The sequence below is a fragment of the Paenibacillus alvei DSM 29 genome (genome assembly GCF_000293805.1).
GTDB classification, from domain to species: Bacteria; Bacillota; Bacilli; order Paenibacillales; family Paenibacillaceae; genus Paenibacillus_B; species Paenibacillus_B alvei.
Genome location: NZ_AMBZ01000008.1, coordinates 22,460 through 49,225, shown reverse-complemented (window position 1 = coordinate 49,225; position 26,766 = coordinate 22,460). Strand labels below are relative to the sequence as shown.

Here is a 26,766-nt window from a genome sequence, read left to right as displayed (position 1 = left end):
TTTTTGCAAAATTCGACATTCATGGTGAAATGGGTGAAAACGCCCTTGTAAAGGTTTTCGAGATACGATTTTGTATGGTCTTCGTCCTAATTCCGGGAAGATTTCCATGAGCCGAAAGTGCTATGCTCAAAGAGAATCAGGAATATCGATGCATGACTGTAGCGCTGTGTGATGCCGATATTAAGTTTATCGTTCATCTATCGTGAACGTAAACAAATACACATGGGGGATAGACTGCAGATGAAGCAACAGACGAAACAACTGACGAAAAAACAAAAGAAACAACAGATGAAACAGCAGATGAAACAACGAGCATGGATGAAGTGGACTTCGATTTTGTTGGCGGCCACTGTCGCGACGGGGAGTACAGCGAGCTTCGCAGCAGCTCAGGAGCGAGGATTGCAGGTTCGCGAAGATGCAGCTCAATCTGGCATTCACAATGTAATCGCAAGTCAAGATCCTTCTGTATCTGATTTGCCGCTTGATATCGAAGGAAGGCTGCCGATGGCAGAACAGTCTGAAGATCCAGGGATCCCGGAGCCTCCTGCCCAGGCTTTGAAGAGCATAAGCAAACAGTCCACATACAGCATGGCCGATTTGAATGCAATGTCGTATGAGGCGCTTACTGATCTGCTGGTAAGCATCGATTGGGAAAAGATTCCCGAGCTGTTCAAATTGAATGAGGATACTCGGCGTTTTTATTCGGACGAAAATCGCATGCAAGCGATCATTGATCGGCTGGAGGAGAGCGGAAGACAATTTACGACCAAGGATATGCAAGGCATTCCAACGCTAGTAGAGGTACTGCGTTCCGGTGTGTATCTGGGGTATTACAATAAGGAGCTAAGTCGCCTTAATGAGCTGGATTTCCGTGAGAAAATGCTGCCTGCTATAAAGGCGATTGTTGATAATCCATCCTTTACTTGGGGAAATGAAGTTCAGCATTCAGTTATTTCGGCAACGGGCAGACTGATTTCTAACGTCACGGTCGATACGTATATCGTCAACCGGTTGACTGGGCTTTTGTCAGACTTTACTGATCGCCAAGAGCAATTGGGTGGTAATTTCTTGTCTGGAAAGGCCTTCTACGACGTAATCCAGGGTGTTGGGTATGTTCTGATGTATCGCATGATTGAGCCGGATCAGAAGGCCGAATTTAAAGGCAACATCGACGGATATTTGGAGCAATTATTCCGTCTGGGGAGCGAAGGTTCCACAGCAGAGGATAAGAAATGGCTGACCAGCAATGCGATTTACTATTCCGGCGCACTTGGGCATTATCATAGCGACCCACAGAAAGCGAACCGGGTACTGACGAACGTGATGCAGACGCAGCCGAAGCTTGGGGAGCTCTATTTCGTAGCAGCCGATCAGATTGCACGGAATTACGATGAGAAGGACGCTTATGCAACCGGGTTGATATAGACGAATTGAAGCAACGCGGGAAGGATCATTATTTGCCGCAGCGAGTTGAATTCGATGACGGTCAGTTTGTGTTCCGGGCCGGCGGCCAATTGACTCAAGAGCAGCTTCAACGCCTATATTGGGCGGCGAAAGAAGTGAAGGCTCAGTTCCACCGTGTCATCGGCAATGATAAGCCGCTAGAGGTGGGAAATCCGGACGATGTGCTTACGATCGTTATTTATAACAGTCCAGATGAATATAAAATGAACCGGTTTTTGTACGGATATGATACGGACAACGGCGGCATTTACATCGAAGGGGACGGTACTTTCTTTACGTATGATCGCACGGAAGAACAGAGCATTTATAGTTTAGAGGAGTTGTTCCGGCACGAGTTCACCCATTACTTGCAAGCACGCTATGAGATACCTGGCATGTTTGGCCAAGGGCCGTTGTATCAAGGCGGACGCATGCAATGGTTCGATGAAGGGGGAGCTGAATTCTTCGCTGGCGCCACGCGAATGGAGGGTATTCAGCCCCGCAAGTCGGTTGTCGGCTATTTGGTTGCTGACGAGCCGGGGCAGCGCTACACTGTTTCGGATACCGTAAACTCGAAATATGGATCATGGCAATTTTATAATTATTCTTTTGCACTATACGATTATTTATATCATCATGATTTCACGGCTATGGATCGGATTCATCGTGCGATCCGGAACAATGATGGGGATGCTTATGAGAAGCAGCTCACATCCATAAGCGATGATGCGCGCTTGAACGAATCGTATCAACGCTCCATTGAAGAGAAGGTTGCACGCTATGACGAATTATCGGTACCGCTTGTGTCTGACGACTATATGCAAGCAGTAGAGCCGAAGCCGGAACTTGAAATCTACGATGAGATCACGAACTTGGCTGGGCTGAGCAACAGAAGCGTTAAGAAAAGTAATTCTGGCTTGTTCAAATCGTACGAGCTGCGCGGCACTTATGTCGGGGGGGCTTCTGCAGGAGTAGAACAAGACTGGCAGACGATGAACAAGTTGACGGATGGCTTCCTGCAAGCTTTGTCAGACAAACCATGGAACGGATACAAAACGCTTACGGCATACTTTACTAATTATCGTGTTAATGATGAAGGCAATTTCGTTTATGATGTTGTGTTCAATGGTAAGCTTCCAGAAGGTGCAGACGGCGGGGATGTAGGTTTGCCGGACGGCGGCACCAATCCCGGAAACGGCAACGAAGGCAACAGTGGGGATAAAGGCGGCGATCAACAAGATACAGCGGATCGTGAGCCAAACGACACATGGAAAAAAGCTGTGCGCCTCGACGATACAGGAAAAACGATTTCCGGTAAATTGAGTAATAAAGATGCGCTGGATATTTATCGTTTTGACGCGAAACAGGCAGGGGAATGGACGATCGAATTGGAATCGGCGCAGGAACAGGGAGTAGCTTGGGTGCTATTCCATGAGTCTGACCCGGACAATTATAAGGCCTATCCGACTAAAAGGGAAGGGAACAGCTTAGCTGGCTCTATATCCGTTTCCGAGCCGGGAACCTATTATTTGCACGTATATGCGGCAACAGATGGAGATCAGTCGTATCGTCTGTCTGTTAAGTCGGAAGCGCAGCAACAGCCGGAATCAGAGGTGTCTTTATTTGAGGAGTCTGAACCGAATGATGCGCCTGATATGGCTAACGGACCGGTGCCATTAGGCCGGATGGTAAATGGAACGCTTGAAGGAGACGACCAGCAGGATGTGTTCATGATTGACTTGGACCAGCCAACCTCGTTGAACATTGGATTGGAAAAGCAGCAGGGCGAACACGTAAATTGGGTATTGTACCGTGAAGGCGATAATGAGCAGGTTCTGTATCCTGTTGATATGGACGGAAATTGGATGAAGGGTGAAGTGAAGGCGGAGCCTGGACGGTATCATTTGTATGTGTATAAATTTGCCGATGAGGATGTTCGTTACAAGCTCGAAATTCAATAATATAATTTCAAATGCTGTCAGTCGGTTCCATATACGGCTGTCGTTAACGGCAAAGCGTGTCACTCTTAATTGAGCGGCACGCTTTTTTCGTTTATCAAGCGTTTGCTTTGAAGGGGGAAGCATGGAACGATTCAATCTGCCTTTAGGTTAGGAAGAAGAGATTATTATATGATGTCATGAAGTCAATGATGAAATCATGAGTCTGATAGGTCGGATAAAAGTAAAAAATAAGATGCTCATGGGCTGGGATATGATTCACCAAATCAAGCTCAGCGATGTGTACTATTTTGAATCAGTGGATAACAAAGTATTTATGTATTGCAGGGATAAGGTGTTTGAATCGAAACAGAAGCTGTACGAGCTCGAACAGGTAGTTGAGGGCAAGAAGTTTTTCCGTGCATCTAAATCTAGCATTGTTGTACAAGAGGCAAAGCGGCTCGGATATGACAGTTTATATTTGAATACGAATTATATTGGATTTTACGAGAGACAAGGTTGGGAGTTTGTAGAATCAGCGCTGCTACTGGAAGGTGGTTATAAACGAATCTATCGGAAAAACTTAATATAGTAATATAGGGCAGCGGAGAGCTGCCTATTATTTTTTCCAAAAAAGATAAAATCCAACTCATTTCCACGGAATTTATGATATATTCAATGGATATTCTTCTAGTTAAATGAAAAGAAAACTGATTTTGTATGATCTTTTTTTAGAGTGGTTTCCTCTTCATTTGCAAAATTCGACAATCATAGTGAAATGAGTCGAAACGCCCTTGTGTAGGTTTCTGAGGGATGAAACATGATGTTCATTTTCCTAAATTCGGGAACATGTGAGTGATTCGAAAGTGCTATGCAGTAATAAAAATAGGATTTTAGATGCATGACTGCAGCTCTGTATGAAACCGATATTAGGTGTATCGTTCATCAATCGTGAACGTAAACAAATACACATGGGGGATAGACTGCAGATGAAGCAACAGACGAAACAACTAACGAAAAAACAGAAGAAACAACAGATGAAAGAGCAGATGAAACAACGAGCATGGATGAAGTGGACTTCAATTCTATTGGCGGCCACTGTCGCGACGGGGAGTACAGCGGGCTTCGCAGCGGCTGAGGAGCGAGGACTACAGGTTCGTGAAGATGCCGCTCAGTTTGGAATTCACAATGTAATCGCAAAGCAAGATCCTTCTGTATCTGATTTGCCGCTTGGTATCGAAGGAAGGCTGCCGATGACAGAACAGTCTGAAGCTTCAGGGATCCCGGAGCCTCCTGCTCAAGCTTTGAAGAGCATAAGAGGGCAGTCCAAATACAGCATGGCTGACTTGAGTGCGATGTCGTATGAGGAGCTTACAGATTTGCTGGTAAGTATTGATTGGAAAAATATTCCTGAACTATTCAAATTTAATGAGAACACACGTCGTTTTTATTCGGACGAAAATCGCATGCAAGCGCTCATTGATCGGCTGGAGGAGAGCGCAAGACGATTTACGACCGAGGATACGCAAGGCATTCCAACGCTGATAGAGGTACTGCGTTCCGGTGTGTACCTGGGGTACTACAATAAGGAGCTGAGTCGCCTTAATGAGCTGGATTTCCGTGAGAAAATGCTGCCTGCTATGAAGGCGATTGTTGATAATCCGTCCTTTACTTGGGGAAATGAAGTTCAGCGTTCAGTTATTTCGGCAACGGGCAATCTGATTTCTGACGTCACGGTCGATGCGTATATCGTCAACCGGTTGACCGGGCTTTTGTCAGACTTTAATGATCGACAAGAGCAATTGGGTGGTGATTCCTTATCAGGAACGGCCCTCTACGACGTAATCCAGGTGTTTGGTATGTTCTGATGTATCGCATGACTGAGCCGGATCAGAAGGCCGAATTCAAGGGCAACATCGACGGATATTTGGAGCAATTATTCCGTCTGGGGAGCGAAGGTTCCACAGCAGAGGATAAGGAATGGCTGACCCTCAATGCGATTTCCTATTCTGGCGCGCTTGGGCATTATCATAGCGACCCACAGAAAGCGAACCGGGTACTGACGAACGTGATGCAGACGAAGCCGAAGCTTGGGGAGCTCTATTTCGAAGCAGCCGATCAGATTGCACATAATTACGATGAGAAGGATGCTTACGGCAACCGGGTTGATATAGACGAACTGAAGCAGCGCGGGAAGGAACATTATTTGCCGCAGCGAGTTGAGTTCGATGACGGCCAGTTTGTGATTCGGGCGGGGGGCCAATTGACCCAAGAGCAGCTTCAACGCCTATATTGGGCGGCGAAGGAAGTAAAGGCCCAATTCCACCGGGTCATCGGCAATGATAAGCCGTTAGAGGTAGGAAATCCGGACGATGTGCTTACGATCGTTATTTATAACAGTCCATATGAATATAACATGAACCGGTTTTTGTACGGATATCCTACGGACAACGGCGGCATTTACATCGAAGGGGACGGTACCTTCGCTACATATGATCGCACGGAAGCTCAAAGCATTTATAGTTTGGAGGAGTTGTTCCGGCACGAGTTCACGCATTATTTGCAAGCACGCTTTGAGATACCTGGCATGTTTGGCCAAGGGCCTTTGTATCAAGGCGGACGCATGCAATGGTTCGATGAAGGGGGAGCTGAATTCTTCGCTGGCGCCACGCGAATGGAGGGTATTCAGCCCCGCAAGTCGGTTGTCGGCTATTTGGTTAGGGATGAGCCAGGGCAGCGCTTCACTGTATCGGATACCGTAAATTCGAAATATGGATCCGGGCAGTTTTATAATTATTCTTTTGCACTTTACGATTATTTATATCATCATGATTTCACGGCAATGGATCGGATTCATCGTGCGATCCGGAACAATGATGGGGATGCTTATGAGCAGCAACTCGCATCCATAAGCAGTGATGCTCGCTTGAACGAATCGTATCAACGCTCCATTGAAGAGAAGGTTGCACGCTATAACAAATTATCGGTACCGCTTGTGTCTGATGACTATTTGCAAGCAGTAGAGCCAAAGCCGGAACTTGAAATCTACGATGAGATCACGAACTTGGCTGGGCTGAGCAACAGAAGCGTTAAGAAAAGTAATTCCCACTTGTTCAAGTCGTACGAACTGCGCGGCACTTATGTCGGCGGTGCTTCTGCAGGAGTAGAACAAGACTGGCAGACGATGAACAAGTTGACGGATGGCTTCCTGCAAGCTTTGTCAGACAAACCATGGAACGGATACAAGACGCTTACGGCATACTTTACTAATTATCGTGTTAATGATGAAGGCAATTTTGTATATGATGTTGTGTTCGATGGCAAGCTTCCCGAAGGTGCAGACGGCGGGGATGTAGAATTGCCGGATGGCGGTACCAATCCCGGAAACGGCAACGAAGGCAACAATGGGGATAAAGACGGCGATCAACAAGATACAGCGGATTCTGAGCCAAACGATACATGGAAAAAAGCTGTACGCCTCGACGATACAGGAAAAACGATTTCCGGTAAATTGAGTAAAAATGATGTGGTGGATATTTATCGTTTTGACGCGAAACAGGCAGGGGAATGGACAATCGAATTGGAATCGGCGCAGGAACAGGGAGTAGCTTGGGTGCTATTCCATGAGTCTGACCCGGACAATTATAAGGCCTATCCGACTAAAAGGGAAGGGAACAGCTTAGCTGGCTCTATATCCGTTTCCGAGCCGGGAACCTATTATTTGCACGTATATGCGGCAACAGATGGAGATCAGTCGTATCGTCTGTCTGTTAAGTCGGAAGCGCAGCAACAGCCGGAATCAGAGGTGTCTTTATTTGAGGAGTCTGAACCGAATGATGCGCCTGACATGGCTAACGGACCGGTGCCATTAGGCCGGATGGTAAATGGAACGCTTGAAGGAGACGACCAGCAGGATGTGTTCATGATTGACTTGGACAAGCCAACCTCGTTGAACATTGGATTGGAAAAGCAACAGGGCGAACACGTTAATTGGGTATTGTACCGCGAGGGCGATAATGAGCAGGTTCTGTATCCTGTCGATATCGATGGAAATTGGATGAAGGGTCAAGTCGAGGCAGAGCCTGGCCGGTATCATTTATATGTGTACAAGTTAGCCAATGAGGATGTTCACTACAAGCTCCAAATTCAATAATATAGGTTACCGATGTTAGGTTATCGTTAACGGCAAAGCGTGTCACTCATAACTGAGCGGCACGCTTTTTTTCGTGCTAAGCGTTGCTTTGAAGGGGAAAGCATGAAACACAATTCGATTCATCAAATCCAGCTCAAACAGACCATTATCGATCATGTGCCGCATGAAGTAGGCTATACAGCAAAGTTCAACTGGACTTTGGGGATCAATGCATCGTATGTCCTCCGTGAGTTCGGGTCTTCTTATGTGAATCGTGGTGTATCTAAGCTTATGCACCGGTTGGACATGAGCTATACGAAACCAACTTATACCTTAGAAGCTGCTGATGAAGAAAAACAAAAAGAATTTGTCGAAGGAACTTTTCCAGGGTTAAAAAATTTCGATAATGGCGAAATAGATCACTTACTGTTTGAGGATGAGAGCATGATTCGTGATTATCAAGCTTTATAGCGGACTTTGTTTGCCAAAGGGCAGCAGCGCATCATTCAAATAACAGGTAAGCATCGTGGCGTGAAATTACTTGCCTCGGTAGATCATGTGACTGGCAAGATCATTTGGTGCGAAGATGAAGAATACACTGCTGCAACGTTTTTAAAAATCCTCAAGCAAGTTCTGGAGGCCTACCCGACTGGTAAAATCGTGATAGTTTTAGATAATGCCCGTATCCATTACACGCCAAACCGATTCGCCCTTTTTTGGATGAGTATCCTCGCTTAAACTTTATATTTTTTCCTCCGTACAGCTCGCAACTCAATATTGCAGAAGGGCTTTGGAAGTGGCTGAAATCCGATGTCATTAATAACGTGTTCTGCACACCGTAGATGACATCTGCAAAAATGTGAAAGTTTTTATGAACAACATTATGCTTGATCCTATCAAAATCATTGACCGACTTTACATTTGGATGGAATCAGGACAATTAGTAAATCATTGTTCAACTTATATAATTTTGAGGGCAACATTTTTTGCGGATTGATTATCTTTTCGATACCTACGCATTTTTGCTAAATATGTTGAGAAAGTTTGTAAAAAAAATTGAGCGAATACACAAGCTATGACAATGTTGCGTTCTAAACTCTATGAGCGTAAATTAGAATAGCAGCGATACCCGTTGTCGGATGCAGATAACCGAAAGCCTTGTTTGGCAGCATCCGGTCACTCCATTGCAAATAGCAAGCGTGATATGCCCATTTGGGCGGAGACACCGCCGACTAAACAACTGGCAATGACGATGCCAAGAAAGAACGGAGAGAACAACATTCCGCCAATCGTTTGGGCAATCTCGAAGGCTGCTCCGTCAGGACTGGAGAATATGGTAACGTCCGGAAATACCCTTTGCATAAAGTAAGTGAGTATGACTCAGTCACTAAAAGAACTGTAACAGACTATATTTACAGTTTCAAACCATATTCTGACACCAATTGACAAAAGTTTTGACATCTAATGACAAAGCATCTGACAACTATTGACAAAGTTTATGAACAGGAGTATCATTTGAACGTGATATATGTCGTTTTTTTTATAACAAATTAACACTATCAATGATATTGATGAAGATGAAACAATACCTGACTGGCAATAACCGATGTTACGGCACGTTATTGGTCATAAGGAGACATAACAAGTAGCTTGTAGTGCGGTGAAAAATATGGCTGGACGAGAGGGCGAAGCTATGTTTTTTTGAAAAATGTCGAAAATTACACATGAGTAAGGCACAAATAAATAAGAGTAAGCGACCTATGGATATTTAGGTCGCTATTTTTTTTATAGATTGAGTTACACAATGTGGAGCTTGATCAAGTAGATCATTATTGATTGAATTTATTCGAATCTTCTAGGCATTTACTATTAATGTGGGGGTAGAACATGACGACCTGTATTATGGAGGATGTGCGTATGATAATCGAAGTTTCAGACGTGGTCAAAAAATACAATAATCTCGATGCGTTGAAAGGGGTTAATCTGAGTATACGTGAAGGTGAGATATTTGGGTTGCTAGGACCTAATGGGGCTGGGAAGTCTACGTTGATGAATGCGATATTAGGACTTTTACGTTTTAACAGTGGCTCAGTGAAGATATTCGGCAAAGACTTTTCAACACATGCAACAGAAATTAAACGTAAAATTGGTTACGTTCCTCAGGAAATTGCTGTATTTGAAACGTTAAATGCGATAGATAATGTCACTTATTGGGGCAGATTGTATGGTCTGCGAGGAAATGAGTTAGCACAAATGGTTAAGAAGGCACTGGAGTTTACGGGTCTGTGGGACAGAAGGAAATCGAAAGTGAGCACCTTTTCAGGCGGCATGAAGCGAAGGCTCAATATTGCTTGTGCGATTGTGCATAAACCGCGTGTTCTATTTATGGACGAACCGACGGTTGGGGTTGATCCGCAATCACGCAATCATATTTTAGAATCTATCCGTATAATGAACAAAGAAGGCACGACGGTCATTTATACGACTCACTATATGGAAGAAATCGAAGCAATCTGTGATCGCGTTGCTATCATGGATTTTGGTCGGTTAATTGCACTTGGGACAATTGACGAATTAATCGCAGACCATATCCACGAACAGTGCCTAAGATTGGAGTTTACTGCTAATACAGCGGAATCTGTCAAAGTAATCGAGTCCATTGATGGAGTTTTGTCCTTTAGTGTTCACGAAGAGATATTAGAAATTAAACTAGACAAAGATGACAGTTGTATTCCTCTTATATTGGAACAATTAATCAAGCAACACTTTAATATAAAATATATGGCAGTAGAAAAACCGAATTTGGAAACTGTTTTCCTCCAATTAACAGGCAAAAAGTTGCGTGATTAAATCGGAAAAGAGGATATGCAATGAATATTTTGTTCCAGATGTTCTATGCGGTTAAACGGATGATCATGAATCCAAAAGCAATTTTAATAAATTTGCTTACTTATGCTATCATTATCCTCATTTTGGGTTCGGTATTCGGCAGTACATATGATATACAAAAGTCATTGGGGAAGGTAACAATAGCTTATGCAAACCTTGATTCAGGCAGGTATGGCGCTATTTTTGATGCTGTTTTACATTCAAATGATGTTACTGAGCTTGCGGAACTAAAGGCGGTTACGTCATTAGATGATGGCAAAGCTCTTATTAATAAGGATGAAGCAGATGCCATTATTTTTATTCCTGATAATTTCTCTGACGATAGAGTTCTCCCCCATGTCGTCAATGTCTACTTATCAACAGATTACGGTGTACCTACGCTGGTTGTTAAGAACATTGTAAGTAGTCTAACCAATTTGATGAATACGTCTAGCGTTATTTACAACATAACAGGGCAAACAGAAGTCGATGCGATGGGTTCCGAGCGACAGAAGAATAATGAAGAGAATGTCAAAGAACAATCCTTAACAAGTTCAAGTTTGCAAGCGACGACTGCGATGGGGTATTACAGCATAGCGATGATACTGATGCTATTATTATACGGGCAAGAATACGGTATTGTTATGGCGTCTGAAGACTATTTGGGCACTTTAGGTAATCGAATTCGCTTGTCTGCTGTGAAACCGTATGAACAATATCTTGGCAAAGCACTTGGGTTGTCATTGGTGACATTTTTCCAAGGGGTCATCTTACTCTTGTTTACAAAGTACGTATATGGTGTGGATTGGGGAAACCATATTATAGTTGTACTTCTTACTTTGTTTATATTATCCATACTCGTTACACTACTCGGGTTGATGCTGGTTATTATTACACGTGACATTCAAAAAGCACAATCATTATCCAATTTTATAACGCTGGGGGGGACTTTCATCGTTGGCGGTTTTGTAATCGTGGACTTTGGATCAGTTGCCTATCTATCACCAAGCTATTACGCTAAGACTGCTCTTTTCAATGTCGTTTATGGGAATCAAGTGGAGCAGGCACTTATTCATATTGGATTTATGATATTAATTTGTGTCGGAATTGTGCTTGTAAGTCTGGCTGCTTCGAGGAGGACGGTAGAATGACAATATTTCTTAATTGTATTAGACGTGTTTTTCAGAAGGGTTGGAGTTTGTTGTTTATTTTTGTTATACCGATTTTATTGACTGTTTTTTTGATTGTGGCGACATCTCAGGAAGTTCAATATAAGGTTGGGATAATAGATGAAGACAATACCTTGTTTACTCAAGATTTTATAGAACAATTAAAGGGGCAGTACAAGATTATCAATCTGACGAGCAATGATGATGTCAAAAGCATGGTTATTAATTCAGAACTAGATGGTGGGTTGCTTTTTCAGCAGGGCTTTACCGAAAGCTTGTTGAATGGTGACGACGTCTCTGTATTAATCTATGATTTAGCAGGTACTGACATCTTTGGTCCTGTAAAAGTGTATGTGTCAAGCTATGTATCCTCTGCAAAACAAATTGCAAGAGCGTCTGGAGGTGATGAGAAGATTTTTTACCAAGGCATGGACGACTACAAGAAGAGTGCGTTTAACGTTACATATGAAAGTACGCTTAAGTATGCAGGTTCAGAACGAGACGTCAGCAATGCGGTAAAATCATTAGGATTTATTGCTTCTGGTATGATATTTCTTATGACATTTTCCACCAGTTTAATCTTGCAAGATAAATTATCAGGTGTGTATGATCGTATTGCAGTTACGCCCGTATCAAGATTTAGTTATCTCATACAAAACATGCTGGCATGTTTTGTGATCGCTGCTATTCAATCCGTATTGTTACTGAGCATTATATCTAGCATAGTAGATTTTCCATTTGGGCAGACCTCCGAGCAGAAACAAGAAGTGTTGCTCGTGTGCTTGGCTTTTTCCCTTGTTTGTGTCGCACTAGGTGTAGCAATCAGTAGATTCGCGAACACCCGCCTAATGGCTGGTTCGCTCTCGACTTTACTTTACTTTCCTATGTTAATGCTGGGGGGTGTTTTTGGCCGCGGGAGATCATGCCTAAATTTGCGCAGCAGATCGGAGATTTTTTCCCGACAACATGGTTTTTGCAAGCAGGTAGAGATGTTATAGCCGGGAAAGGTATTGCAGCTTCTTCACAGCAACTGATATATATGCTTAGCTTCGCAACTCTACTTATATTTGTTTCCGTTTTCGTAAGGAGTGAAAAGGTAAGGACGTGATATGAACATAGAAACAATTGTGGTAGATCAAAAAGGAAATGGTATGCAAAACAGGTCGTAATCCATTGAATTGCGACCTGTCTTTGCATCCAAGGAGGGAGCGTTTATGCACAACATAGCAATCTTACTGCCAGGCATAGGATCACAATATTTAAAAATGGGAAAATCCATGTATGACAGCTATGCATCAGCAAAAAGGGTTTATGATATTGCTGACGAGTGTCTAGGTTATCATCTGCGGGAACGAATTATGTACGGTGATAGTAAGGAATTCAATGATAAAACATTTGTACCGGCAGCTATTTTGACAACGAGCATTGCGTTTTTTACTGTATTTCAAGACGTATTTAATAGTAAGGCGAAGTATTATGCAGGTCACAATATAGGAGAACTGTCGGCATTAGTTTGTTCAGGGGCAGTTGATTTTTCAGATGCACTTCATTTTATTGTAGAACATAGTCAAATTACGCTGTCCCAAAACGATGCATCAAATAAGGAAGAACTATCGTTTCGGTTACAGGAACTTATTGCAAAACTTCCATTAAAAAGGCATGTTGAAAACGTTGTCACCGCTGTGGATGGAAAAGTATATACAGACAGTGAAGATGTTGTAAGGTTAATGTTGCAACCTTATACCCAGACCCGATGGAAAGATACGATTCGATATATGACGGACCAAGGTATCTATCGTTACATTGAAATAGGTCCTTCCAACATGTTACGTCCTCAGGTATTAGATGTTGAGCCTGCAGCACGTGTTCTTACCATGGATTATGAAGGCGACCCTTATTATTCGACAGAACTGTTTAAGAAAAGAAAGTTATTTAATAGGACGTATTTGTTGTCAAGGATGTTAGGAGTTGCAGTTAGTGTACCAAACCATAATTTTGACGATATGGATTATCTTCAAAATGTCGTTACGCCATTCAATCAGTTGAAAGACATCTATGATAAGTACTCGTCTTCCAATGAACAACCTTCCGACTCAGATATGGCAGATGCAAGCCGCTATTTTATGCAAATTATGCATGGTAAAAAGACTGATGCAAATGAGATAAACCTAAGACTATCCGATCTTCAGGAAGAAACTCTCATTGAAGATGTTGATATGTTCATTGATTTGAATAAGACCATGTTAGTAACAAAGGGCATATCGGTTAGTGGTATGTCTTAAGGAAGGAGCGAACAATATGATAACAACTAAAAAGACGATTGCAATGGATCTCGTTATCTCCATGTTCAAAGACGGAAGAATAGATAAAGCAGAAGCGGGTCAATTATTAAAGGGACTGAATTCGCAAAAGACACCGGTTGCTATAGTTGGGATGAGTTGGAAATCTCCTTTGTCGGATAATTATAATGACATATGGGATGTAATATCGAACAAGCGCACGTTAATACAGGCTTGTCCAAAGGATAGAATAACACGTGCCTCGCAATTATTGGGTGGATTAGATGCAGATGAGCGTAATTATCATTATGGCGCCATCTTATCAGATATCGATCAGTTTGATTATGAATTATTTGGAATGTCGCATGAAGATGCATCATTAATGGAACCTAGCCATAGAATCATGCTTCAAGCTGCTTACCGGGCACTTGAAGATGCGGGGTATCTTAGCACAGACCGCAGAAATGAGATTACAGGTGTGTATATCGCCGCTAATTTTACTGCTAACCAAATAACTAATTATCTTAAGTATATCGATAATATTAACATGAAATCGTATATGTTGAATTGGACAAGCTTTCTTGCAACACGCCTTTCAAATCAATTTGATTTACGAGGGCCTTCAACGGTGATTGAGAATAGCTGTGTTAGTGGTGCAATAGCGCTTTATGAGGCTTGTAATTTGCTTGAAACGGGTAAAATTACGTCAGCACTTGTCGGGGGAATCAATATTTCGCATTTGCTTGATAAAAGAACAGTATTGAATGAAGTTTTTCATCATGCGCCAGATATTGCGAGTAAAGGCTATGATGATGAGCCTGGAGGTAACTATGTAGGAGAAGGAGCAATCGCCTTGTTTTTAAAGCCGCTTGATAAGGCTGTGGCGGATCAAGACCGGATACATGGGATTATCCGGGGGATACATACAAATAACAGTGGTGGGGCGACCGTTGACTTTCTGCAAACAAGTTCGGAAATGATCACCCAAGTCGTACAGGGAGCGCTTATCGATGCGAATCTACGACCGGAAGATATTACGTATGTTGACGGTGAAGGGTATTGTGAAAGAATTGAACAAGCGATAGAAGTTAAAGGATTGGTTAATGGCTTTCAAACACAGAAAAAACAATATTGTGCACTTGGCCTATCGAGTGTGAATTTAGGCTATTCGGAAGCAATGCTAGGCTTGAGTAATGCTGTGTGTTGCTTGCTTGCCTTAAAGAATAAGCAGATACCGCCTATCTATAAATTTGATACTCCTTCCTCCTATTTGGATCTTATTAATTCGCCATTTTATATAAACGACAAATTAAAAGACTGGGAAGTTGAGGAAGGAAAAAAACGTATCGCTGCATCGTTTTCTTGTGGATATGGCGGGGGGAATGCACTTACCCTATTTGAAGAGTATATTCCTGATGAACAGAATTTCCAGCCATGGATTAAAGACCACTATTTATTTTGCATTTCGGGGCACACGCTTGTTTCTCTGCAACAGACAATCAGCAAATTTACGGAATTTGTAAAGCAATATAGGGATATGGAGTCGGCTAACGTGCTTAATTTTTCCTATACGATTCTAGCACGTCGCCAGCATTATAGTCCGTATCGCCTAGCGGTTGTTTACCGTACATTTGATGACCTCTATGATACGTTAAGTCAATGGATCGTCGATAACAGATCAAGCCGTGATATTTACTATGAAAAGAAAAGCAGAAAGAGCGTTGCAGAAAATCGTGATGTAGAGCAAGGCATGCTATCTTCTCTTGCTAGGTATGATATGCGTGAAATAGCTGAGTACTATGTGAACGGTTATACCATTGATTTTAATAGGTTGTTTCATGACGAACAACCCAGATTGATTGATGTTCCAGGTTACTGTTTTACACAATCTAAATGTTGGATAGGAGGGTAGATTAGGGCGTTCATGAACGGTCTAATCAATTATGATGATGAGAAAAGCATTCTATTTTCCAGGACAAGGTTCACAGTATGTTGGGATGGGGAAAACACTATGTGAGAATTCTAAAATCGCTTCAGATGTATTTGCGGAAGCAAGTGATGCATTGTCACTTGATCTAAAGAAGTTGTGTTTTGAAGGTGATCAAGCGAATTTAACATTAACACATAATGCCCAGCCTGCGATTTTAACAACAAGTGTAGCCATGTTTCGTGTACTGATGGATAGGCACATGATTAAACCCGACTTAATGGCTGGACATAGTTTAGGTGAGATTACTGCACTCACTTGCGCAGGTGCCATTGATTTTGCTGATGCTGTCAAAATTGTGCGTAAACGGGGAGAGCTGATGCAAGAAGCGATTGCACCGGAAGCAGGTTGCATGGTGTCTGTGTTGATGCGTGATGTGGAGAAACTTGAGCATATTTGTCATTCGGTTACTCAATCAAACGAAGTGGTAAGTATCTCAAATTATAATTCACGCACGCAAACCGTTATTTCTGGACATCGTACATCTGTTGATCAGGTTGTAAATGTACTGAATGAAGAGGGGATAAAATCTGTTTATCTTAATGTAAGCGCTCCATTTCATTGTAGTATTATGCAACCTGTCGCCACGCTCTTTGAAGAAGAACTTAAAAATACCGGTTTAATGATTTTACGATACCTGTGCTTTCTAACGTAACAGCTAAGCCTTACCTTGGCAGTGAGGATATTATTCCTAATCTTACAGCGCAAATTTACACACCTGTTCGCTGGGTAGACTGCATGCTCTATGCGAAAAAATATTTGATCAAGTATGGCGTGGAAGTAGGGCCGGGACATGTACTTAAAAAATTGATGAATAACATTTTCGGTGACACGCCTGTATTTGCCTATGACCATATTGAGGATATCGAAAAACTTGAAAAACACATTCAGGATAGTGCTATTCCGTTTTTGTCCAGAAGTTTAGGTATTTTTGCGGCTACCCGTAATAACAATTGGGATAGTGAACAATACCAACGAGGAGTTATTGAACCTTATAACAAGTTAAGTGCACTTCAGAGCGAGATTGAGAAGGAAGGAAGAGCTGCTACTGAAGAGGAGATGCAACAAGCTATTACGATGCTGCTAATGATGTTCAAAACGAAACAAACAAGCCGGGAAGAACAGATCGCCAGATTAAAAGAGTTATTCAGAGATTCCAATACAGAATCCTTGTTCGAGCATTTTGATTACAATGCAATTACATAGAAGGGGGCTATCCAGTGGATTTGAATATGATTAAGCAAATACCGTATTCGCCATCCGATTCCGATTGTCATGAACCTTCTGTCCAGGATATAGCGATCATTGGTTTACATGCACAGGTTGGAAAAGCCAACAATGTTAAAGAGTTTTGGGATTATATCCGTAATGGAATGGATTTGATTACTGATTTTCCGCAACAACGGTATGAGGATGCGGTTCGATCATATCAGTACATGCACCAGAAGGAAATACCTGAAGATTTAGGACAATCTGCTTATATGGATCGAATCGATTTATTCGATCCAAGTGTATTTAATATCTCACCTCGGGAAGCTGAATTCATGGATCCAGCGCAACGTATGTTTTTGGAGTCGGCTTGGACAGCGCTTGAGGATGCCGGCTATGGTGGCGGTTGTTTAAAAGGAAGTCCGACAGGTGTGTTTGTAGGCTATACAAGTCCGCCTGATTCCTACCGTTCATTGCTGAAAGAGAGTGATGCGCATACGTACGGGATTTCAGTTTCTGGAAATGTGGATGCCATTATCGCAAGTAGAATTAGCTACATATTAAATCTAAAAGGACCGGCAATTAATATTGATACGACTTGCTCATCCTCTTTGGTAGCTGTGCATACGGCTTGTGAGCACATTAAAAATGGTAGCATTACAATGGCGATTGCGGGTTCTGTTCGCTTCAGAATAGCACCCGCACCACAAGTGATTGAGAACAAGATGGGAATTGAGTCTTCTTCTTCGAGAACGAAGACGTTTAACTATGATGCAGACGGTACAGGCACAGGAGAAGGTGTTATATGTTTTATCCTGAAGTCGTTACGCGATGCAGTCCGCGACCGCGATAATATTTATGCGGTTATTAAAGGGGGAAGTGTCAACCAGGATGGAGCTTCGGTTGGCATTACTGCACCAAATGCTGAGGCTCAAGAATCTGTCATAAGAGGGGCATGGAAAGACGCTCGAATCAACCCTGAGACGATATCTTATATTGAAGCGCATGGTACAGCAACAAAACTTGGCGACCCTGTGGAAATTAACGGTATAGAACGTGCGTTCAGCCGAGTGACGGACAAGAAACAATTTTGTGCAATCGGATCTGTAAAAAGTAACGTGGGTCACCTTGATAGTGCAGCAGGAGCGGTAGGGCTACTTAAAGCAGTTTTAATGCTGAAGCATAAGCAATTACCTCCAACGCTTCACTTCACAGCACCTAACCAAAAGATTAATTTTTCATCATCACCTGTTTATGTGAATGATAAGTTATGTAATTGGGAGCCGACGCATTATCCGAGACGATGTGGTGTTAGTTCCTTCGGCATGAGCGGAACAAACTGCCATCTCATCTTAGAAGAAGCCCCCCAAGTAGACAGTGCAGTACATAGTCCAAAACAATCTCGGATAATTACGATTTCAGCCAAAGATGAACAGACCGTTCGCCGTTACATTGAGCTGTATAAGCAATATGTAACGCAAATGCCAAACTGCAATCTTGATGATTTATGCTATACCGCCAATGTCGGCAGAGTTCATTTTGAATGTCGTTTTGCGATGATTCTTCATTCTCCGGATGATCTTTTAGCGATTAATTTTACACAAAATCTTAGCGATAACAGTTATGTCTATGGCGAACATAAAATAACGGATTCCAATGTTACGGATGGATATATTCACCGTAATACGGTGCAATTACTTTCGCAAAAAGCTGCTGAAATTACGCAACAAATTATCCATGAGTCGGACGAAGGGCAATATAAGGACTTATTAAATGCATTAATTGCACTATATGTCCAAGGCGCGACTATTGACTGGAAACAATTATATGGCAGAGAAGAACGACGTAAGTTGAGCATCCCTACTTATCCGTTCGATCACAAAAGATATTGGGTTTCGTTACCGTCTAGACAAGAAAAACAATTATTTGAATCTCGCAAAGAGAATCTTCATCCATTAGTTCATACATGTGTGTTAGATACCCATCGTATGCAAGTATATATGACAAAGATGAATGTTGAACAATGTTGGGAATTAAAATGTCATATGATAAATGGTGTTCATGTTTTACCAGGCACTGTTTTTTTGAAATGGCCGTATTCGTAAGTACTCGGTATTTAAAACATGCTCAATTTGATATTGAGAATCTATTATATTGTGTTCCATTTGCTTGTGGCAGGCATGAAACTCGTACGATTCATACCGTCATAAGGGAGGATCGTGATGTCATTACGGTGAATTGCTTTAGTAAAAACGATCAGGAAAGTGAATGGATCCATCATTTAGAAGTGTCTGCGCGCGCAAGAAAACATGCAGCCCCTAAAAATATGTCAATCGATATCCCTTCGATTATGGCTCGTTGTGAGGTACTGGATAAGCATACATCATTGGTACCTAAAACAATTGTAGAAATTAAGGGGAATAAGTGGAACAATTTAGCGGCACTTTATAAAAATGATACAGAACTTTTACTTTATTTCTCAGTTGATAAAGCCTTACTAACAGAATTGGATCAATATATACTGTTTCCGTCTTTACTTGATCCGGCGATTAATTCTGGCAATTTGATTATTAACGATGTCTTTTTGCCGTTCTCCTGTGAACAAGCGCGCTTCTATCAACCTCTTCCGCCTAGAATGTATAGCTATATTAAGCTAAAAGAGCAAGATCGTGTAACGGAGGAGTTTGCGGCTTTTGACGTCACGCTACTGGACGAGGATGGTCGTATCATTGGGGAACTGAACAATTATGTTATTAAAAAATCCATGATGAGGAGAACTTTATGAAGTCATCCCAACATCAGTATAGAACGACACACTGGATTGCTTGTCCTGACCCCTTTGATAAAGCGGTGAGTGTTGTGAAGGAAGACGATTGCATTCTCATCATGTATCGTCGTGAGCAACTCAATTCGTTTTTGATGTTGCAGATGCGACAGTACTTTGGAGAGCGGATGATAGCAGTAGAGTTAGGAGAGGCATGTGATTTTGATACCATTCTATCTTCATTGGCGAAGGAGAAGATTAAGTATATTGTTCATATTGCTTCGCTTATGCATGAAGAGATACAAACAGTCTCACAGCTTATAACAGAGATGGAATTGCTCTTCAAAAGCACATTTAATTTGGTAAAGGAATTACTTAACCAAGATGTTCGTCATTCAATAAACTTGGTTATATTCACCTCAAATGCAACGAAAGTAACCGGTGAGGAAGAATGGATTCAACCGTTGAGCTACGGATTGAGTGGTATGGTCAATTCGATTGGCAGAGAGTATGCGAACATTAAGACACGCGTAATAGATATTGATAACGATACGTCAGCAGACGTTCTGATCGAAGACATGCTCAGCAATGAATCGTTGCATGCTGTGTCCTATCGAAGAAATATTAAATATATGCAACAACTTCACAATGTCACACAAGGAACAACCCTTGATGATGAACAAATGACGTTAATCGATAACGGGGTTTATATCATCACAGGTGGGTTAGGTGGCATGGGGTTAGCCATTGCCCAGCACTTATTCAGCCTTAACCCTACTATTCATGTCGTATTACTTAACAGAACTTATTCAAGAGATACGTTTTCGCATCTATCGGATACTACTGATCCAATTCTGCGCAAGAAACTGGAGCAGGTGCAAAGCCTTTGGGCTCAAGGGTATTCATTGGATATTATGCAGGTCGATATTGCTAACTATGTACAAATGGATGATACCTTACAGCAATTACGAGATACACATGGAGCGATCTGCGGGGTGATACATGCTGCGGGTATTGCTGGAGATGGGTTCATTATGAATAAGACATGGCAAACGTATGAATCAGTCTTAAGACCGAAAATTGCCGGAACCTGGATATTGCATGAACTGACCCGCGAGGATCCGTTAAGCTTTTTTGTGATGTGTTCTTCTTATGCCTCCATATTTGGTGCAGCAGGACAAAGCGATTATGTCGCTGCGAATGCGTTTCTGGATAGTTTTTCATATTACCGCCGTGCATTAGGGTTGCCTAGTTTGACCATTAACTGGACAGGGTGGCGTGAATCAGGGATGGCGGTAACGAGTGGTATACGCGAAGAAGGGGTGTATGTGCGATTCCTTAATGATGAAGAAGGAGCCACCGCGTTCTGGCATGCTCTAAAAACAAAGCTGCCTCAGGTGCTGATCGGAGATATTGATTCTAAAGCATTACAAATGGAACACGACAAACCCATCATCAGTGTGTTTGCGAATAGTAGTAATTATAAAGGTAACGATCAGAGTCATCGGAGTAAGGGAACTACCCCCGAGGATAAAGAGATTGTTGTGATTGGGAAGAGTATGAGCGATATTACTGACATTGAAAGAAATGTAATCTACGCTTGGTCGCAAACTCTCGGTACAGATCAAGTAGATATCCATGCTAAATTTTTTGAATCGGGTGGCAATTCATTGCTTGCTGCATATCTCCAAAAAGAACTGGATAAGTTCTACCCCGGTATCATCGTGATTACGGATATGTTTGTGTATTCGACAGTAGTAGAAATCGCGCAATATATAGAGAAAAAGACAATGAAGAGCGACAAGATAACGATTAAGGAAGAAAGTGGTAATAACATAGAGGATATGTTAGACCAATTTGTTGCAGGTGATATGAATATGGAGCAGGTACTAGCGTTGCTGGATAAGCGCAATTAATAAGGAGGGATTTAGGTATGAACACTGTAAAGAAATTTATTTTAGAACAACTCAGCATGAAGCATATTTCCCAAACAGAAGCAGTAAATTTGTTAGCGGAGCTTCAACAAAATGAAAAAGACGAATTAAATGAAATAGCGGTGATTGGTGTTGCAAATAGGTTGCCTATGTCAAAAAATTCAGGGGAGTACTGGGATAATTTAGTGAATGGTAGGTTGTGCTTTGTACCGAAACCTGAAGATAAACTTGTTTATGACGAGATGATCTTAAAGAATATTGATTTTAGCGAGTATATCGGCTATACACCTTCGCCAGAAAATTATGACAAGCTTGAACAGTTTCAAGGTGGTTATATTACGGATTGGGATAAATTTGATGCCGCCTTTTTCGGGATTCCTCCACGGGAAGCGCGCTATATCGAACCTGAGCAAAGGGTATTCATGGAAGCTGCAGTGACAGCAATCGAAGATGCCGGTTATAGCATTCCGGCGATAACTAATTCGAAAATGGGTGTATTTGTCGGAAAAGATCAAACAAACTCTATCCACTATAAATACCTGACCGAAGATGATCAGATGAAACTAAGTGGATTTTGGAGTGGTATTTTAGCAAGCCGTATTAGCTATACGTTTAACTTAAAAGGGCCAGCCTTCGTCCTTGATACTGCCTGCTCTTCAGGGCTTGTTGCGATACATGAAGCGTGTAGTGCGCTTCGCAATCAGGAGTGTGATATGGCACTCGCGGGTGGGATTAACCTCGGCATCGCTGGTCAAAATATGCAAGATATTGATAACAAGCAAACATCGGATGAGGATATGAATATTATGGACTCCGTCCAATCCACGGATTATCGCGTCCGCACCTTTGATAAGAAGTGTAGTGGTACGGTGTTTTCTGAAGGTGTAGTTGTATTTTTATTGAAGCCACTAAAGAATGCGATAAAAGATGGCGATCACATTTACGGTGTGATAAAGGGGAGCTCAGTAAACAATGATGGGGCTTCAAACGGTATCACTGCTCCGAATCCACTTGCTCAGGAAGAAGTCATCATTGATGCGTGGAAAAGAGCTAACGTTTCACCTGAATCTATCAGTTACGTCGAGACACATGGTACTGGAACGTTGCTCGGTGACCCGATTGAAGTTACTGGCTTATCTAATGCTTTTTCAAGATTTACGGATAAAAAGCAATTTTGTGGAATTGGTTCTGTGAAAACAAACATTGGGCATTCGGTCGGTGCTGCCGGCCCAGCAAATCTATTAAAAGTTCTTTTATCTATGAAACATCGGATGTTACCACCGAGTCTTCATTTTGAGGAGACGAATCCATACATTAATTTTATTAATTCACCTTTATATGTAGTCGACAAATGCATGAATTGGGATAGCGGGGAAATGCCGCTACGAGCAGGAATAAGTGCATTTGGTTTTAGTGGAACCAATTGCCACCTTATCGTAGAAGAATATAAGGAGCCGGATTTGTTACCAGCTCCGACTTCGAATAATGTACTTTCTCTATCGGCAAAAACGGAAACCGCTTTAAAAAGCTTAATTCATAACTATGAACAATTTCTTGAGAATGAACAAAATATACCGATCGGTAACCTATGCTATACGGCGAACACGGGCCGCGGGCATTATACGTATCGAATCGCTATTGTATTCAATACCCTCAAAGACTTAAGAGAAAAGCTTGCTATTCTAAACAAAAATGATTTAAAAAATATGGTTAATCATGGCATTTACTATGGAAAAAATCAGGTTGTATCGGATAAGCGTCAAAGTATAAATGAAGGCGAAATTTTAATTAGCGAGCTAAATCGCATCACACAAGAAGCGCAAAACCTTGTTTTAACAGGGGGAGATGTGTGTGAAAATGTATCACAACTCTCCAAGCTTTGTGAACTTTATGTAAAAGGAGCCACAGTTGATTGGAAGCATTTGTATCAAGATGGCGCATATAAGCGCGTTTCTTTACCAACATATCCATTTGATAGAACGCATTATTGGGCTGAACCGGCTACAGTGATGCAATCAATCCGTAGGAAACCGGATACTAAGATATTACATCCGCTTGTTCATCATTGTATTGTTGATTCAATGAAGCAAAGTGTGTATCTCATTAATCCCGAACTAGCAAAAGAATGGGTTATTACCGACCATAAGCTTATGGGCACCGGTCTGCTGGTCGGAACGGCATTTCTTGAAATGATTAAAGAAGCATGCCAGCATTGTTTTAACAATGCAAATATTGTGATTCAGGATCTCGTTTTTATGGCCCCGTTGCTAGCTTATGAAGGGGATAGGGATATCCATATTGTTATTACTCACAATGACGTTAATGCAGAATTTTCGTTTGTATCTAGGCAAGAGGAATCGACTGGGGACGTGTGGATAGAACATTGCAAAGGAACGGTTTGTATGCATGATGATACGCCGCCTAAACAGTTATCATTTTCAGAAATAGAATCAGATCCCGCTTTTACAAAGCTTAATGTTAAACAAACGTCGGAAGAAAAAGAAGTATTTTACAGTAATTGGGGTAGTGATAATTATTTTGGTGAGCGTTGGAATTCCATATTAAACTTCTTCACTAAAGCAAATGGTGATCGGGATGAAGTTATAACCGAGTTACAAATTTCAGACAAGTATTTGTCTGATTTAGACCATTTTTCTTTCCATCCGGCATTAGTTGACGATGCAATTAATGTACCTGTTATCCGAATTTATTCGGGTGGGCTTAAATTATTGCCTTTATCGTATAAAAACTTAAAATTTTATCGCCGGGTTCCGAATCATTTTTACAGTAAGATTGCTTTGACGAAGGATACTAACACGGAAGTGTTTACGTTCCGCGCTTCACTCGTGGATATGTCTGGAAATCTAATCGCAGAGGCGGAAGAAGTCACGCTGAGGCAAATTAGCAAAATGAATGAGTTTAATAGGGATGTCTTTTATGGTATGAACTGGATGCTGCAGTCGGCAACGATACAAAAAACTCAAAATGTGCAAGGTAGTATATTAGTTTTTTGTGACCATGGTGAATATTATGCTCGTGCACTTGCAGAACGAATCCAGCCCCAGCCTCAAGATAGTCGGTTGTTTTTTGTCTCAATTGGCAAAGAATTTAGCCAAATTGATGAAACCCATTTTACTGTTGGTGAAGATGAGGAAGATTATGACAAACTACTTGCTGCGATTAGTGTGAATCTTTGTTCCGTATATCACTTTAGTACCGTTGACTTTACACGAACGGATGTTTCGGCGGAGCGATATGGAGAAGAATTACATCAAGGTCTCTATAGTGTGGTTTATTTGACCAGAGCGTTACTTAGAACGATCCGTGATTCTGTTGACTTTGTGTTGTTGACTGACTATGCACATGAAGTAACAGGAGAAGAAGCTTGTGTCAAGCCTGCACACGCAGCCTTTCTGGCAGTAACCAAGTCGACTGCGGCAGAATATCCTAATCTTCGCTATCGTTGTATCGACATAGATGAGGCAACAGATATGGAGACTGTACTAGATGAGGTGATGACGGACAATCCAACCTTCCGCGTCGCATATCGAAACAATCAACGATTCACGGAGGCACTTACTGTGATCGAACAGAAACAAGAATCGATAAAGAGGTTGGAGATTAAGCAGACAGGCTTCTATTTCATTACAGGAGGTACCGGTGGATTAGGGTTGCAAATGGCAATAGATTTAGGGAATAAGGGAGCACAAACAATCTGCCTTCTAGCTCGTAAAGCATTGCCTGATCGGTCAACGTGGCAAACCTTACTGTCGGATGGGGATCGTAAACTTAAAACCCTTATTGAATCGATCTTATATCTTGAAAACCTAGGATGTACCATTTTGCTTCGCTATGCGGACGTTAGTGATATGGTCCGAATGGAAAGCATTCTATCAGAGCTAAAAGCCGCATATGGCCCTATTAATGGCATTATCCACTGCGCTGGTATGGCAGGAGATGGATTCCTGTTTAACAAAAATATGAATACATTTCGTGATGTCATAAGACCAAAAATTGATGGTACGGTAGTATTGGACGCTCTGACGAAAGGAGAGACGCTTGATTTCTTTATCCTGTTTTCTTCGATGACGTCTTTATTAGGAGGACCGGGGCAAAGTGATTATACCGCAGCGAACGCATTCCTTGATGCATATGCGACGTACCTTCGGAAAAAAGGTATACCTGCGCTAACTGTGAATTGGCCAGGATGGAGTGAAGTGGGTATGGCAGTCGATTATCAGGTTGCAGATGCCGTTACCTTATTCCGTTCACTGGAGACAGAAGCAGCTATTCAGGCGTTAAATGAGATCATAAAGTACGATTTGAGTAATGTTATACCAGGGCAAATCAATTATGATGTTCTGCAACAAATAGGGGAGAATAATCTTCCATTTAAACTGTCGGCATGGTTGAAGAAAAACTTTGATCGTCATATCAGTCGTCACAATACAAAGAAAAAACAAGTAGCAAAACAGACGATTACACCAGAGGATGTACACATTATTGGTAAAAATGATAATTATACGACTACAGAGAATGAAGTGGCGTTCCGCTATGCTATCGTGTTAGATCTAAGGGAGATTGATATCTATGAGAGTTTTAATTCTCTCGGAGGGGATTCCATTCATGCGATGGAGCTTTTAAAGGAAATAAATGCGGTATATCCTAGAACGATTGATATTACGGATATCTTTACGCACTCTTCCGTAGAAGAATTAGCGGGGCTCATTGATAAGAAGCGCGGTATCGGCAAAGATCAATCCGATGACAAGGCGTTTATTGTACCGAATTATGAATTGTCAGATGACGATATTATGTCAATGTTAGACAATGTGGAACAAGGCAATGTATCCTCTTTCGATGAAGCGATAAAAGTAATTAAAAGTGACAAATAAATGATACATGATTGTATCATTACAACCTGTCGAGAAAGTCCGATGGACTTTCTCGACAGGTTTATTTTTATATGGTGGGTCTCATCTTTTTTAGAAAAAATCGATTTAAACGGCTCTAAGAGCCAAGTTATTGGACTGCATTTGGCTCT

Annotated in this window: 20 protein-coding genes; all 20 read left to right on the top strand. The window is 41.8% G+C overall.

The window, feature by feature from the left end; genetic code table 11:
- Window positions 1-240: 240 nt before the first annotated feature.
- Complete coding sequence (locus tag PAV_RS36480) at window positions 241-1,425, top strand: M9 family metallopeptidase N-terminal domain-containing protein (protein WP_051135202.1); 1,185 nt, start codon at window positions 241-243, stop codon at window positions 1,423-1,425.
- 5 nt (window positions 1,426-1,430) lie between these two features.
- Entirely contained in the window at window positions 1,431-3,404 is a 1,974-nt protein-coding gene (locus PAV_RS36475; protein ID WP_051135201.1) for a collagenase, read from the top strand.
- 196 nt (window positions 3,405-3,600) lie between these two features.
- A complete protein-coding gene (locus PAV_RS35660) occupies window positions 3,601-3,972 on the top strand; it encodes a LytTR family DNA-binding domain-containing protein (protein ID WP_005550248.1) in 372 nt (123 codons plus the stop codon).
- A gap of 397 nt (window positions 3,973-4,369) precedes the next feature.
- Window positions 4,370-5,248 carry a M9 family metallopeptidase N-terminal domain-containing protein gene (locus PAV_RS36470; protein WP_238555904.1) on the top strand — a complete coding sequence of 293 codons (879 nt, stop codon included), beginning with the start codon at window positions 4,370-4,372 and terminating at the stop codon, window positions 5,246-5,248.
- Window positions 5,248-7,533 (top strand): collagenase, encoded by a 2,286-nt coding sequence (locus tag PAV_RS23085; protein ID WP_238555903.1) that lies wholly within the window; start codon window positions 5,248-5,250, stop codon window positions 7,531-7,533. The genes PAV_RS36470 and PAV_RS23085 overlap by 1 nt, the downstream gene beginning before the upstream one ends.
- Before the next feature lie 102 nt (window positions 7,534-7,635).
- Window positions 7,636-7,983, top strand: coding sequence for a winged helix-turn-helix domain-containing protein (locus PAV_RS33760; protein WP_005550247.1), 348 nt, complete (start codon window positions 7,636-7,638; stop codon window positions 7,981-7,983).
- 6 nt (window positions 7,984-7,989) lie between these two features.
- Entirely contained in the window at window positions 7,990-8,250 is a 261-nt protein-coding gene (locus PAV_RS33755; protein ID WP_040736637.1) for a transposase, read from the top strand.
- Window positions 8,229-8,354: a transposase gene (locus PAV_RS37750; RefSeq protein WP_157267213.1), complete on the top strand. Its 126-nt coding sequence runs from the start codon at window positions 8,229-8,231 to the stop codon at window positions 8,352-8,354. The genes PAV_RS33755 and PAV_RS37750 overlap by 22 nt, the downstream gene beginning before the upstream one ends.
- Window positions 8,355-8,644: 290 nt before the next feature.
- Entirely contained in the window at window positions 8,645-8,881 is a 237-nt protein-coding gene (locus tag PAV_RS23070; protein ID WP_040736635.1) for a hypothetical protein, read from the top strand.
- 548 nt (window positions 8,882-9,429) lie between these two features.
- Window positions 9,430-10,362 carry an ABC transporter ATP-binding protein gene (locus tag PAV_RS23065; protein ID WP_238555902.1) on the top strand — a complete coding sequence of 311 codons (933 nt, stop codon included), beginning with the start codon at window positions 9,430-9,432 and terminating at the stop codon, window positions 10,360-10,362.
- Between the two features lie 20 nt (window positions 10,363-10,382).
- A complete protein-coding gene (locus tag PAV_RS23060) occupies window positions 10,383-11,531 on the top strand; it encodes an ABC transporter permease (RefSeq protein WP_005550245.1) in 1,149 nt (382 codons plus the stop codon).
- A complete protein-coding gene (locus tag PAV_RS23055) occupies window positions 11,528-12,547 on the top strand; it encodes an ABC transporter permease (protein WP_005550244.1) in 1,020 nt (339 codons plus the stop codon). The genes PAV_RS23060 and PAV_RS23055 overlap by 4 nt, the downstream gene beginning before the upstream one ends.
- Before the next feature lie 216 nt (window positions 12,548-12,763).
- Window positions 12,764-13,831: an ACP S-malonyltransferase gene (locus tag PAV_RS23050; protein ID WP_005550243.1), complete on the top strand. Its 1,068-nt coding sequence runs from the start codon at window positions 12,764-12,766 to the stop codon at window positions 13,829-13,831.
- A 16-nt stretch (window positions 13,832-13,847) separates the two neighbouring features.
- A complete protein-coding gene (locus PAV_RS23045) occupies window positions 13,848-15,740 on the top strand; it encodes a beta-ketoacyl [acyl carrier protein] synthase domain-containing protein (protein ID WP_005550242.1) in 1,893 nt (630 codons plus the stop codon).
- Window positions 15,741-15,771: 31 nt separating this feature from the next.
- A complete protein-coding gene (locus PAV_RS32675; protein WP_005550240.1) occupies window positions 15,772-16,470 on the top strand; it encodes an ACP S-malonyltransferase in 699 nt (232 codons plus the stop codon).
- Window positions 16,455-17,021: an ACP S-malonyltransferase gene (locus PAV_RS32670; RefSeq protein WP_005550238.1), complete on the top strand. Its 567-nt coding sequence runs from the start codon at window positions 16,455-16,457 to the stop codon at window positions 17,019-17,021. Before PAV_RS32675 ends, PAV_RS32670 begins: the two co-directional genes overlap by 16 nt.
- A 14-nt stretch (window positions 17,022-17,035) precedes the next feature.
- Complete coding sequence (locus PAV_RS36465; RefSeq protein WP_005550236.1) at window positions 17,036-19,129, top strand: type I polyketide synthase; 2,094 nt, start codon at window positions 17,036-17,038, stop codon at window positions 19,127-19,129.
- Window positions 19,114-19,809 (top strand): polyketide synthase dehydratase domain-containing protein, encoded by a 696-nt coding sequence (locus tag PAV_RS36460; protein WP_005550235.1) that lies wholly within the window; start codon window positions 19,114-19,116, stop codon window positions 19,807-19,809. Before PAV_RS36465 ends, PAV_RS36460 begins: the two co-directional genes overlap by 16 nt.
- Window positions 19,806-21,704: an SDR family NAD(P)-dependent oxidoreductase gene (locus PAV_RS36455; protein WP_005550234.1), complete on the top strand. Its 1,899-nt coding sequence runs from the start codon at window positions 19,806-19,808 to the stop codon at window positions 21,702-21,704. The genes PAV_RS36460 and PAV_RS36455 overlap by 4 nt, the downstream gene beginning before the upstream one ends.
- A gap of 17 nt (window positions 21,705-21,721) precedes the next feature.
- Window positions 21,722-26,617, top strand: a complete 4,896-nt coding sequence (locus PAV_RS23030; protein WP_005550233.1) for an SDR family NAD(P)-dependent oxidoreductase — start codon at window positions 21,722-21,724, stop codon at window positions 26,615-26,617.
- Window positions 26,618-26,766 lie beyond the last annotated feature (149 nt).